This is a genomic window from Oleiphilus messinensis (genome assembly GCF_002162375.1).
GTDB classification, from domain to species: Bacteria; Pseudomonadota; Gammaproteobacteria; order Pseudomonadales; family Oleiphilaceae; genus Oleiphilus; species Oleiphilus messinensis.
Window position 1 is genome coordinate 1,312,019 of sequence record NZ_CP021425.1, and the last position, 13,291, is coordinate 1,325,309.

A 13,291-nucleotide genomic window follows, 5' to 3' on the forward strand; every position below is an offset into this window, starting at 1 on the left:
TACAAAATACAAAAAGATTAGCAATAAATCAGTTGTTATCCTGCGTATGCCGGTTGTTAAGCTCTGTAAGCCCTTTTCAAGGTTATTGTCCGAACCTGTCTGTGTTTTGTTACGGGTTTTGAGATCGTTGTGAGGGCTCGTAGGTGAGTATGTAGCGATTATTGGCGGGTAGAGGGCCAAATGCCTGGCGCTTACCATTTGGCCATATCACGATGACCGTTGCCTTATCCGCTTTACCCAGGCCGAAATGTTGAATTTTCGGCTGGGCGGAGAGGTGACCTTCACTGCCGGAGACCTGACGCCAGGCATAACCCGTTTCGCCAAACCCCACTTGGATCTGTGCGCCAATTGCATCGAGATTGACCTGTGCTTCGGGGTTGCCTTTAAGGGTTACTTGCAACCAATTGTTTTTGAGCAATTCAGCATTGTTGCTAAAAACAGAAACTTCATCGTGGTAGTTGTTTAGCGCCAGGTCGAGATCACCGTCACCGTCAAAGTCACTGTAAACCGCAGAGCGGCTGTTGCTGTTTATATTCAAGCCGGATTGCGCCGACACATTACTCAATCGTTCTCGACTGTTAATAAAAAAAACATTTGGCGTCCGATTAGGTGTCCGTAAATTGCTTTCGTCTTGGTTTGGGCCGAGAACATGATTTGAGTCGTTTCTCTGCCTGTCACCACGAGTGGTGTTGCGAACGCTGTAGTTGTTTGGATTGTAGTTGCTTAGGTAGTTGCTTAGATTGTAGTCCGTCAGGCCATTCAGGACATAAAGGTCATCATCGCCATCGTTGTCCGCATCAAATAACGCGGCATGCCACGCCCAGCCTGTCAGATCCGAACGATTTCCCTCTTTATCACTCGGTTGGTATTGAAGCGCACCATTCTCGTTCGTTACAGACAAAAAGAGTGTATCACCGCTTGAGCTCGCCGTGCTTTCAGTTCCATTTGCGATATAAAAATCAACCAAGCCATCCTTATTTTGTTCGGAAAGACCAATACTGGTTGTTGATGATGTTTTATCGAGACCTAAAGTGCGGGTGTAATTGACAAAGCTTTGACCATTTTTGTTGAGAAAGTAAGCGTTTTTGCCAAAGTCGTTGCCAACGATCAGATCCTGCCAGCCATCCTGATTGATATCCGTATGGGTGACCGTTTGCGACCATCCCTTATCATTGCTGCCCAGCGCATCGTCTGTAAGCGAGAAGACAAAATCCCCTTGGTTTATGAACAGTTGATTGGCTGTACCATTGGAATTGGCGGTATGCGGCACCGGCAACACACCTTGTAGATAATTGCCGTAGTACGAGATATAAATGTCGAGCAAACCATCGTTGTTAATATCGACAACGGTGGCCGCGCTGCCAACGAGCCCTTGGCCCCCGAGTTGTGCTTTGTCGGTTAAATCGGTAAACGTACCATCGCCGTTGTTGCGGTAGGCCCGGTGCGAGTCATTGACATAGGTAATAATAATATCCTGGTCGCCGTCATTATCCATATCAGCGATCAGGGGTTGCCTCGGTTCGCCCGGTAGATTGTCCTGGGGACGCTTCCAGTCGATCCCGGCTTTGTCAGTAATGTCGACAAATTTCCCGCCGATATTTTTCAACAGGTGGTTCCCGGAGCCACTCAGTACCAGCAGATCGATCAATCCATCTCCATCGATATCCTCTGCCGCCAGGCCGGAACCGCCGAAAACCGGCGGAATGGGCAATATGCCCGTATTTGTGTCCGTGATGAGATAACCGCGCATCAGGCGACTCAACCAGTCAGAGGTGCGATGGGCAAGGTGAAGATCCCATTCATCATTTCGGTTAGTGAAGTAGGATTGTGAGGGGCTGGCAGATTCCCGTGATGCATCAGTCTGAGTCGCTGAGTCCTGGCCGGTTGCCGGATGCCGATTGGTGGTGGCCAGTTGTTGTAGTTGTTGATAGGCCTTGACTAATAAATCAGCAGAAAGATAAACCGGCATCTCGGGCTGTTCCAATCGTGCGGTCTGGCCCGCAACGTTGAGCAGCAATACCCCGTAGCGGGAAATCGCCTGGATCATGTTTTCTGTCGCGGGGGTGTCTGGCGCTTTAGTTCTATGTGTTGCGATGTCCGAAAGCGCATAAGCGAGATAACGCCACGGTAAGCCGGTATCAAGAAAGGCATCAATATCGTAGGGTTCAATGATGATCTGTTTATCTGTCGGTAGATCCGGGAAAAATATTTGCTCCTTATAGGGATTCGCTTTCGAAGGGAGCAGTAACTCAGTGGCTTTTTCGACGGCTTGGGAGCTAATGACATCGCTATGGGGTTCCAGCGCTTGCGCTTGAAGATAAAGTGTACCGGCAAAAGCAGTCATCGCTTCAGTCAAGTAGGATGAAAACTTCTTTTGCTCCAGCTCTGAGTCAGGCAAGTCTGCGCGCGCAAAATACACTTGCAAGTTCCGGGTAAACAGCTCATTGCTGATTTCGGTGTTCTTGCTATGGGCTTCCAGCTTGGTGTTAATCAGTGTTTCCAGGCTTGAGTGATGCTCGATTAATTCCGTTGCTGGAGTAGACCAGCGTGCCGTTGAACCATTTTGTTCCTGCGCAATAAGCTGCGCGGGTGCGGACATCGCGGTTAAACCGGTAAGCAAGCAACATATTTGAATAGAAATTCCGCGATTCAAGAGCGGGAGCATAGTCAGTCTCGTATTTTTGATTTTCATTTTCGGGCTTGGGCAGCAACTGGACGGAAAGCGGCTATACTTTGTCAATTACGGTGTCTTGTCAATTACAGTATTTTGCTACATTTGATGTATCTCTATCTCGGCAAGTGAATCTTCACGTTATTCTGACAGGTTTGACAGCGTAATTATTGTCCTGGAGCGTTAGCAAAACCAGACTCATTCTGGTGTTATCTTTTTGAATTGAAGGTGTTCAATAATGAATTTGCAGAAAAGATTATTATCTCTTTGTGCGTTTATCTTTTTATCTTTTACCGCAAATATCGCTTTTGCCGCGCCCCCGACATTCTCGATAGCCTTTTCGCCCTCGACAATTGCGCCGGGAGTTTCAAGCACGCTTACGTATACGATCGATAATTCAGCCAATACCGTTCCGGTATCGAGCCTGAGTTTTAGTAATAGCTTTCCCGCGGGAATGACCATCGCGGATCCAAGCGTCGCGCAAACGACTTGTTTAGATGGCACGTATACTGCGATAGCCGGTTCTAATTCAGTTAGTTTTACTGATTATCGCCTGGGTAAAGGGGAGTCCTGCACCTTGTCTCTTAAGGTGACCAGCAGTACTCCAGGTGCGAATGTGAATACAACCGGGGCGCTCAGCTCAAGCGAGGGGAGTGCGGGGACCGCCAATGCAACATTGACCGTCGATAGTTCCCGTCCCGGGTTCAGTATGGCTTTTTCACCCAGTTCGATTACGCCCGGAGCGGTCAGCACGCTGACGTATACGATTGACAATTCGCTTAATGGCAGCAATTCAACTTTTTTATTGTTTTCACATACGTTGCCGAGTGGCGTAACCACCGCGTTGTCCCCGAATGTCAGCCACACTTGTGCCGCAGGGGTCATTACAGCAGCGTCATCAAGTAGTTCGATCAGCGGTGCTGGAATAACCGTCAACGCGGGTACGAGCTGTGATATTAACGTGGATGTAACCGCTTCCGCCGCGGGAAATTATGTGAGCACGACAGGTGATTTGAGTAGCCAACTATCACCCTCTACACCCAGCGGCGCTGCAACTGCGAGCCTTTTAGTTACCAATCCGTTTCTTTATCTCACTTTGCCTAATGCAGCATCACCTGGGTCATCTGCAACATTGACTTTTGACATGACCAACAATGATTTCAGTCGCGATTCTGCCACGGGAATCAGTTTTACGCTGGATTTAAACACGGCGCTCTCGGGATTGGCTGCAACCAGCTTACCCTCTACCGGATTTTGTGGCGCAGGGTCGACAATATCGGGGACTTCAACCCTGACTATCAGTAACGCGAGCTTGGCTACCGGGGCGAACTGTCGGTTTGACGTTACTGTCGCTATACCGGCAAACGCCCCTGCGGGAGCTTATACGTTGACGACCAGCATGCTCAATATGAGCATCGGTTCCGCTACAACTAAACCCGCTGTCAGCGGTACATTGAATATCCAGAAGGCTCCATTATTAACTGCGCTATTCATAGATGATCCGGTCGGAGCCGGTGAGGATGTTACGTTGCGGTACACGCTGACGAATACAGATACGGCTAATATGGCAAGCGCTATCAGTTTCACCGAAGTTATCAACGATGGTATTGGGGGGATGGTCGTTAAAACGTTACCGGCTGCCAATAGTTGCGGGTCGGGGTCATCATTTAGCCAAATCTTCGATAATAATAGTGGAGTGAGGACGCTTACTATCTCTAACGCGTCTTTGGCTGCTGGTGCTTTCTGTACGTTTGACTACATCTTAACCGTTCCAGATAGTGCTGTACCGGGTACTTACGATTTTACCTCTAGCGCAGTTTCTGGGTCGGTAAGTGGAAATACGTTGTACTCTGCAGCTGCTACAGACACGTTGACGGTGGTCTCCGCACCGGCACTGACCCTCTCTGTGACTGAAGATTCGATACAACCAGGGAATACCGTTACCGCGGAGTTTACCCTGAACTACAGTGCAAATGCCGCTGCAAATGCAACAGGTGTCGGCTTTACGGTTGATTTGAACAGTGCGCTTACCGGGTTGACGTCAACCACGGCGACGCAAAGCAATATTTGCGGTTCTGGATCAAGTTTTGACGGAACTTCTACACTCACCCTCACGGGGGCGAACCTTGCTCCGGGCGATACCTGTACGTTCTCAGTTACATTGCAAGTTCCCGGGTCGGCCACACCGAGTACCATTACCATTCCCAGCAGTAGTGTTTCTGCCACGGTTTCCAGCAAAGCTGTAATTTCCGCTGCAGCCTCAGATACGTTGCTAATTACAGGTTTGTCATTTACGCATCAGTTTATTGGTGATCCGGCATTACCTGGTTCAAATGTGACCTTGCGTTACACGATTACGAATGCCGCAACAGCATCGGCGGCATCGGCAATTCAGTTCTCACATTCACTGACGGGGGTGCTGAATAGTCTAACAGTAACAGGCCTGCCTCCATCGGGATGCGGTGGGACGATTTCTGGAACAAATAATCTCTCGTTTTCAGGTGGCACTTTAGCTTCTGGCGCGAACTGTTCGTTCGATGTGACGCTATTGGTACCTGCCGGGGCGAGTGCCGGGACTTACACAAGTACCACAAGCGCAATGTCCGCAACTGTCGACGCTAACAATACGACAACCAATGCCTCGTTTGATACGTTGTCCATCGAGAAACTGACCGTGCTGCTGAGCACAACGGCATCCAGCCCGACAACAACCAGTCCCATACCAGTCACCATCGCATTCAGCCGACCTGTGGTGAATTTCGTGGTCAGCGATCTGGTGGTGGGCAATGGCAGCACCTCGAATTTCTCGGGTTCGGGAGATACGTACACTGTTGACATTACGCCGACAGCAGATGGTACCGTCACCATAGACTTACCGGCAAACGTGGTGGATGATTCAGTCGATAATTCCGTTAAAAACCCGGCGGCGACACAGTTGTCACTTGACTATAGCTCGTCCACGCCCAATCCCACGGTTTCCATTTCCGGGCCCAGTGCAGCTCAAACCATCTCAGGCCCGGTCAGTTTTACGGTTAACTACACCAATGCCGATCAGGTCAACCTTAACACCAGTCATGTCACCTTGAACAAAACAGGTACTGCCGACGGCTCCATTGCCGTGACAAATGGTACGACTAATCCTGCTACGGTGACAGTATCCTCGATAACAGGGCTGGGAACGTTGGGTATATCTATAGCCCCCGGAACCGGGCGAAACGGCTCTGGAAATTCCGGTGCACCTGATCCCAGCTCAACTTTCAAGGTGGTTGGCGCACCTACGTTAACCATGGTGATCAATAACGATATCGTGGGGCCAGGGCAGAGTACAACAGCCCAGTTCACCCTGACCTATGACGCCAACGCCCCTGATGCGGTAACGGCGGTGGGTTTCACTGTTGATCTCGATGCCGCGCTCAGTGGCCTGGTGTCAACCTCTGCGTTGCAGAGCAATGTCTGTGGTGCCGGGTCGAGTGTCAGTGGTACGTCTACCATTACCTTCACTGGCGGTTCCCTGACTGCGGGTAATTCCTGTAACTTTTCGGTAACGTTACAAACGCCTGCAAATGCGTCGCCAGGTAATGTGACCATCAATACGTCTGCTGTGACGGGAACATCCTCAAGTTTAGCAGTTAGTTCTTCGGCGGCGTCCGATGTGCTGACCATATCGGGGCTCACATTCAGTAAACAATTTGTTTCTGACCCGGCGTTGCCCGGTGGCACCGTGGTATTGCGTTATACCATTGCTAATTCAGGGAGTGCCCTCGCCGCGACCGGGATTCAGTTTACCGATAATCTGGGGGCGGTATTTACGGGGTATGCCGCGACCGGTACGCTACCCACTACACCTTGCGGTGCCGGATCTACGATATCGGGCACGGGGACGTTAAGCTTTTCAGGGGGGTCATTAGCCTCTGGAGGTAACTGTTCTTTTGATGTCACCACATTGATACCGGCGAGTACTGCTGTTGGGGACTACACCAGTACCACGAGTACCTTAAGTGCCACGGTTAACAGTAATAGTGTGGTCATCGCGGCGGCATCTGACACACTTACACTTGAATTGTTGACAGTACAATTGTCCACATCCGCCACCACGCCAACCTCTGTTTCACCGATTCCTGTAGCGATTCAGTTCAGTCGGGCGGTCACGAATTTTGTAATCACTGATCTGGTCGTTGCCAATGGCAGTGCCTCCAATTTTGCGGGGAGTGGCGCGTCCTATACCGTCGACATTACGCCTGACAGTCAAGGCGCTATTACGGTTGACTTGCCTGCTGGTGTAGTGGATGACGCCGTGGATAGTGTCATAAAAAACCCTGCAGCCACGCAACTTGAACTTAACTACTCGTTGACGGTACCAGGCGTTGTTATTTCTGCACCGAGTGTGAGTTCTACGCAGACCGGTCCTGTGAGTTACATTATTACGTATTCCAATGTCACCAGTGTCAATTTGACCAACAGTATGATCACGCTCAACCGTAACGGTACCAATGCAGTGGTCACGGTATTGAATGGTACAAGCTTGACCCCAACCGTAGAGCTGTCGTCTATTTCGGGTGAGGGGACTCTGGGGATCTCAATCGCAGCAGGATCTGCCTTAAATGTGAGTCAAGGCGCACCGGCTGCTGGCCCCAGCTCAACATTTTCTGTAAAAAGCGCTGTTGAGCCTCCCCCGGTAGATGAGTTTGAAGAGGTGTTCTTTACGCCGGGTGAAACCATAACGGTTACGTCCGATTCTTATGTATTTGGTGCTTCGGGGACAGAAACGGTAATCATTCCTGAAGGGGTGAGCGTAATCGCCGATGCCAACATAGAAGGCTTTCAATTCGCCAAGGCATATAGCGAGTACCGGATCTATGTGAAGGGCAGCCAGATTCTGGTTTACGATGGTGCGCAGTCGAATCCGACCTTGACCCTGAATGGTGTGAATCAAGCGACCACCTTTATTTTTACGGACGACTCATATCAGCTTGAATTGCTTGGATTGAACAACGCGCAAATCAATGGTAACCAAATTCCAGTCCTGCCTGGCCCACCCGAATTTCTGGTGCCAGGGCAAACCATTACGTTAAATGAAGACGCTACGATTTATGGCGCTTCCGGTACTGAAACGCTTGTTGTTCCAGCAGGAGTTAGAGCAACGGTGGATGCCAATATTGAGCGTGTTCAATTCACCAAGAATCTGGATAGTTACAGATTCGCAGTGGCGGGCACGGTAATTTCGATCTACGACGGTAGTGACGTCACACCGACTGTCACGTTTCTGGGTCTCAATCAGGCTATTAGCCTGGTCTTCCTCGATGGTTCCTACGAACTGGAGCTGCTCGGGTTAGACAGTGCGACGCTTGGAGGGATTACCCTCCCTAATACGCCTTCGTTTATTGCTAACGCCCAAAGCAAGCAAGCGAATCAGGTTGCTGGTGCGAGTTCACTCAGTGCGGAGTGCGTCACGGAAGCCACGTCAGTGACAACCGAATCACCGGAACTTACTCAATCGTTCTACGATGTCTGGGGCGAGGCATTGCGTGCGTCGCCTGTTGTGGTTGATCTGGATGGTGATGGCCGCAACGAAATTATCGTTGCTCGAGGCGATCGGGTTGTTGCCTGGCATTATGATGGAGAGGTGGTTTTCAATGTAGAGTTGACTGAATCGGACATCGATTTAACCCCGGTAGTTGTGAATTTATTGCCTGACTATCCCGGCCTTGAGCTGGCTGTTGCTGCAGGGAATAAAATCTTTGCCTGGAATGCCAGGGGCGAAGCATTGAGTGGTTTCCCGTTTGTCTCTGATCAAAAGATCCGTGCTATGCTCGCAGCGGATGTTACGGGGGATGGTGAGGGCGAGCTTGTTGTGACCACCGTCGCTGATGATGGTGTTACCGAGCAAAGTGCGGTTGTGGCAATCCAGGCAAATGGATCTGTGGTTGCCAGTCCTTTGGACAATGAATTGGCATTGCCCTGTGTTGAGCATTGCGTGACGCCTGTCGATAATGGCGGTAGCAATCCGCTTCGCGTAACGGCTGGGGATATCAATACCAATGAGCCTGGTCTGGAGGTGTTGTTCGCTTTAAATGGGAAAATTCATGCCATCTCCAGTCAATCCAGCGACCTGTGGCAATATGCCTACGACCAGAAACCGGATGTGATTGACTCTGACGCGGAAGCATCTGACGCTACCGAAGAAAAACACTTGGTAAGTGGTGTGACTGTATCTGATCTCAGCAATGACGGCGTCCCGGAAATTCTGTTTGCAACATATTCCAATAATGCAGGCGAAACAGGCCAGCTCATCATCCTGAGCGCAACAGGGGCACTACAGCACAGTTTGCTTCTACCAAACCAGGGCGCAATGGCTGTGCCCACTGTAGCGGATGTAGACGGCGATGGGCTGTTGGATATCGTGGTCAACTTGAAAAGCAGTGAGGATGGTTTGCAGCAAGTGCTCGTCTTCAAGGTGCCGGGGTCAGCAAGTCGTTGCTCATTGTAATTTGAGCAGCAACGCATCGGGGCGAAAAAATAGCGCTGGCTCTAAGGATTGAGCCTGAAGGTCAATTCAGATTGGAATTTGATAATGCTGTGGCGGAACAAGCAAGGTGGTTTTGATTGCTTCAGGTTCGAACAATAGCAAGTGCAGGTTCAGGAAGGCATTGTTTCAACAGGAAACAGGCATAAAAAAAGCCCAGTCTTTTCAGACTGGGCTTTTGGAATACGTGGTAGCAAGGGGCGGATTCGAACCGCCGACCCCAGCATTATGAGTGCTGTGCTCTAACCAACTGAGCTACCTTGCCACATCAATTTGAGGCGCGTATTTTGTGTTTTTTGCGGTGGATTGTCAACACTTAAATACGCTTTTTCCTCAAAAAATTTAAATTATCAAACGTTGAAGCGGAAGTGGACGACGTCACCGTCTTTGACGATGTAGTCTTTACCTTCCAGGCGCCATTTTCCAGCTTCTTTTGCACCTTGCTCACCGTTGTAGTGAACAAAATCATCATAACCGACGACTTCTGCACGGATGAAGCCTTTTTTGAAGTCGGTGTGGATCACGCCGGCGGCATCTGGTGCGGTTGCGCCGATGGGCATAGTCCAGGCACGAACTTCTTTTACACCTGCAGTGAAGTAGGTTTGCAGACCCAATAACTCATATCCCGCTCGGATTACGCGATCCAGGCCGGGTTCTTCCATGCCCAGATCAGCAAGGAATTCTGCTTTTTCTTCGTCTTCCAGCTCGGCAATTTCGGCTTCCAGTTTATTGCAGATGGGTACCACAACAGCGTTTTCGGCCTCGGCAATGGCTTTTACCCGATCCAGGTAGGGGTTGTTTTCAAAGCCCTCTTCATCAACATTGGCGATGTACATGGTCGGTTTTACGGTCAGTAAGCAGAGTTCCTTGATCTGCGCCATATCCTCCGGTTCCAGCTTGAGCATGCGAACGGGTTTTGCTTCGTTCAAGTGGGGCTCAAGTTTTTGCAGAACGGCCAATTGGGCTTTTGCATCCTTGTCGCCGCTGTTGGCAACGCGGATTACGCGTTTGATGGCTTTTTCAACGGTATCCAGGTCGGCAAGTGCCAGTTCGGTATTAATAACTTCGATATCGGCTTCCGGGTTTACATGGTTTGCTACGTGCACCACGTTTTCATCTTCAAAGCAGCGGACAACGTGGGCAATTGCATCGGTTTCCCGAATATTGGCGAGGAACTGGTTGCCCAGGCCTTCACCCTTGGAGGCACCCGCAACCAGACCGGCGATATCGACAAATTCCATGGTCGTGGCAATAGTGCGTTCCGGCTTTACGATTTCGGCCAGTTTGTTTAACCGTGGGTCTGGCATGGCGACCACCCCGGCATTCGGCTCGATGGTGCAGAAGGGGAAGTTTTCTGCGCCGATTCCGGCTTTGGTCAGTGCGTTAAAAAGTGTTGATTTTCCGACATTGGGCAAGCCAACGATGCCACAATTAAAACCCATAGTAGACCTCAATAAATCGATGTTCTGTGAATGCGCTGAAAAAATGAGCGCCATTATACCTGTATTGGTATCGGCTTTGAATTGCTATTTCCGGGCTTGGATTGTTTGCTTTCCGGTGTTATTCGGGCTTATAGGAATTAATGCGTTGCGTGGCTTTGGCTATTTCGCCTTCTACCAGCATTGATAGTGCGCGATCAACCTCATCGAAACTGGCCTCCAGTTTCTGGGTTTCTGATTTGCCCAGCTGTCCTAAAACGAAGCCAACGACTTTTTCTTTGCTACCAGGATGGTCGATCCCCAGGCGTAAGCGGTAGAAGTCTTTGTTACCACCCAGTGCTTTTATAATATCGCGCAATCCATTGTGTCCGCCGTGGCCGCCACCCAGTTTTACCTTCACCGCACCGCACGGGATATCCAGTTCATCGTGAGCAACCAGTACTTCGTCAGCGTTAATCTTCAGGTAATTACAGAGTGCCTGAACAGCCATTCCACTCCGATTCATAAAAGTGGTTGGGTTTAGCAGGTGAAGGTCTTGTCCGGAAATACTGATCTTGGCGTACAGGCCGTGGAACTTTTTATCCGGACGCAGAGTCGTGCCAAATTGGCGGCAGAGGTATTCGACAAATAACGCTCCGGCGTTGTGTCGGGTGCTGGCGTATTCACTGCCCGGATTACCCAGGCCAACGATGAGTTTAATTGACATGGCTGGTTTCTTTTTGGTGAATTCAAATGTTAAAAAAGCGCGTTTACACTGGGTAAGCGCGCTTTTTTATTGTGCTTATGACTGAGCCGGGAAGGAGTCAGATGGTGAAGATTACTCTTCGCCTGCTTCCTCTTCTTCGTCAGCTTTAGCACCTTTAGGCTTGTGTACAGACACAACTGGCAGGTCGTGATCTTCGCCTTGTTGCAGTGCTGCAATGGTAACGCCTGCTGGCACGGTCAGGTCGGTAAGGTGAACGATTTGCTCAGCTTCAACGTCTGTCATATCGACTTCGATGAATTCTGGCAGATCACCTGGCAGACAGATCACTTCAACTTCAGTCATCTGGTGAGAGATCACACCACCACCGGTTTTTACGCCTGCGCATGCTGCTTCATTGATGAAGTGCAGTGGTACATTAACGTGGATCGCGTGGTCTTTGCTAACACGCAAGAAGTCAGCGTGAGTCACGTCATTGCTTGCTGGGTGACGTTGCAGATCTTTCAGGATTGCAGACTCAGATTTGCCATCGTAGTTGATGGTCAGAATGTGAGAGTAGAAACCTTCATTGTTCAGAGATTGCATGATTTTGTTCAGTGCAAGGCTCAGCATAACAGGTTCTTTGTTTTCACCGTACAGGATGGCAGGAACTTTATTTTCAAGACGACGCAGGCGGCGGCTCGCACCTTTCCCTTTGTCTGCTCGAAGTTCTGCTTCGACTACGTATTCATTGCTCATTGCGATTTCCTTTAAAATAAAATACCGGCAATTTGCGACCAATTGCCGGTTCTAAGATACCTTGTTAATCGGCTGGCACTGGGTAGTGCTGCGCGCTCGACCCTCAAGGCTGTATTGGCAATATCGACGGGTATCAGTCGAACATTGCGCTAATGGATTCTTCGTTACAAATCCGACGAATAGACTCAGCCAGTAAGCCCGACATCGAAAGGACTCGGATTTTAGCACAATTCTGGCCTTTGTCACTAAGTGGGATTGTATCGGTGATAACCAGTTCATCCAGTTTGGAAGCACTGATATTATCTATCGCAGGGCCGGAGAGAACCGGGTGCGTAATGTAAGCGACGACTCGTTCTGCACCGTGTTCTTTCAGTGCGTCTGCGGCTTTACATAGCGTGCCGGCAGTATCGACGATATCGTCTACGAGAATACAGGTTTTACCCGCCACGTCACCAATGATATGCATTACTTGAGAAACATTGGCTTTCGGACGCCGTTTGTCGATGATGGCTAAATCCGCATCATCCAGGCGTTTGGCCATGGCGCGGGCACGGACTACGCCACCCACATCGGGCGATACAACGACAAAGTTATCGTAGCGCTGGCGCTCGATGTCATCGATCAATGTCGGTGTTGCGTAAATATTGTCTACCGGGATATCAAAGAAACCCTGAATCTGATCAGCGTGGAGGTCAACGGTCAACAAGCGGTTGATGCCAACTCCGGTCATCATATCGGCAACGACTTTGGCGCTTATCGGGACGCGCATTGAGCGTACGCGACGATCCTGGCGAGCGTAACCGAAATAGGGCACTACAGCGGTAATTCGGCTTGCAGAAGCGCGACGCAACGCATCGGCCATGACGATCAATTCCATGAGGTTGTCATTGGTCGGAGCGCAAGTAGGCTGAATAATAAAAACGTCACGGCCGCGCACGTTCTCATTGATTTCTACTGAGATTTCACCATCACTAAATTGATCGACAACAGCGTCGCCCATCGGGATGTGCAGGGTGTTCACAACAAGTTTGGCGAGATCCGGATTGGCATTGCCGGCAAAAACCATCAACTTGGACACGGTGGTTTCCTTTGATTGATCTGTAGTATTCAAGGGGATTTCTGAGAGAGAAAGTGGCTGGGGTGGCTGGATTCGAACCAACGCATGCCAGGATCAAAACCTGGTGCCTTACCGCTTGGCGACACCCCAGTAAAAAGTT

7 protein-coding genes and 2 tRNA genes are annotated in these 13,291 nt (G+C 50.1%); 1 reads left to right on the forward strand and 8 read right to left on the reverse strand.

What is annotated here, in order from left to right; all coding sequences use genetic code 11:
* Window positions 1–109: 109 nt before the first annotated feature.
* The gene (locus tag OLMES_RS05745; RefSeq protein ID WP_198343233.1) at window positions 110–2,599 is read right to left on the reverse strand and encodes a CRTAC1 family protein; all 2,490 of its coding nucleotides are present in this window, start codon (window positions 2,597–2,599) and stop codon (window positions 110–112) included.
* 270 nt (window positions 2,600–2,869) lie between these two features.
* Window positions 2,870–3,133 (reverse strand): hypothetical protein, encoded by a 264-nt coding sequence (locus OLMES_RS05750; protein WP_087460384.1) that lies wholly within the window; start codon window positions 3,131–3,133, stop codon window positions 2,870–2,872.
* Here OLMES_RS05750 and OLMES_RS05755 point away from each other — a divergent pair.
* Window positions 3,024–9,158, forward strand: coding sequence for a DUF7933 domain-containing protein (locus OLMES_RS05755; protein ID WP_456299503.1), 6,135 nt, complete (start codon window positions 3,024–3,026; stop codon window positions 9,156–9,158). The two genes, OLMES_RS05750 and OLMES_RS05755, sit on opposite strands and share 110 nt — an antisense overlap.
* 224 nt (window positions 9,159–9,382) lie before the next feature.
* Here OLMES_RS05755 and OLMES_RS05760 read toward each other — a convergent pair.
* From OLMES_RS05760 to OLMES_RS05785, 6 genes are all read right to left on the reverse strand, one after another.
* Window positions 9,383–9,459: transfer RNA gene (locus OLMES_RS05760), tRNA-Met, on the reverse strand.
* An 85-nt stretch (window positions 9,460–9,544) separates the two neighbouring features.
* The gene (gene ychF / locus OLMES_RS05765) at window positions 9,545–10,636 is read right to left on the reverse strand and encodes a redox-regulated ATPase YchF (RefSeq protein ID WP_087460386.1); all 1,092 of its coding nucleotides are present in this window, start codon (window positions 10,634–10,636) and stop codon (window positions 9,545–9,547) included.
* 118 nt (window positions 10,637–10,754) lie between these two features.
* On the reverse strand, window positions 10,755–11,339 hold the full coding sequence (pth, locus tag OLMES_RS05770; protein ID WP_087460387.1) for an aminoacyl-tRNA hydrolase: 585 nt from the start codon (window positions 11,337–11,339) through the stop codon (window positions 10,755–10,757).
* A gap of 111 nt (window positions 11,340–11,450) precedes the next feature.
* Window positions 11,451–12,074, reverse strand: a complete 624-nt coding sequence (locus tag OLMES_RS05775) for a 50S ribosomal protein L25/general stress protein Ctc (RefSeq protein WP_087460388.1) — start codon at window positions 12,072–12,074, stop codon at window positions 11,451–11,453.
* A gap of 133 nt (window positions 12,075–12,207) precedes the next feature.
* Window positions 12,208–13,152 (reverse strand): ribose-phosphate diphosphokinase, encoded by a 945-nt coding sequence (locus tag OLMES_RS05780; RefSeq protein ID WP_087460389.1) that lies wholly within the window; start codon window positions 13,150–13,152, stop codon window positions 12,208–12,210.
* A 54-nt stretch (window positions 13,153–13,206) separates the two neighbouring features.
* A tRNA-Gln gene (locus OLMES_RS05785) sits at window positions 13,207–13,281 on the reverse strand.
* Between the last annotated feature and the right edge of the window lie 10 nt (window positions 13,282–13,291).

Bases quoted from the DNA above. Each gene is read 5' to 3' on its own strand.
- pth (WP_087460387.1), bottom strand. From the start codon at position 11,339: ATGTCAATTAAACTCATCGTTGGCCTGGGTAATCCGGGCAGTGAATAC.
- ychF (WP_087460386.1), bottom strand. From the start codon at position 10,636: ATGGGTTTTAATTGTGGCATCGTTGGCTTGCCCAATGTCGGAAAATCA.
- OLMES_RS05775 (WP_087460388.1), bottom strand. From the start codon at position 12,074: ATGAGCAATGAATACGTAGTCGAAGCAGAACTTCGAGCAGACAAAGGG.
- OLMES_RS05750 (WP_087460384.1), bottom strand. From the start codon at position 3,133: ATGGTCATTCCCGCGGGAAAGCTATTACTAAAACTCAGGCTCGATACC.
- OLMES_RS05745 (WP_198343233.1), bottom strand. From the start codon at position 2,599: ATGTCCGCACCCGCGCAGCTTATTGCGCAGGAACAAAATGGTTCAACG.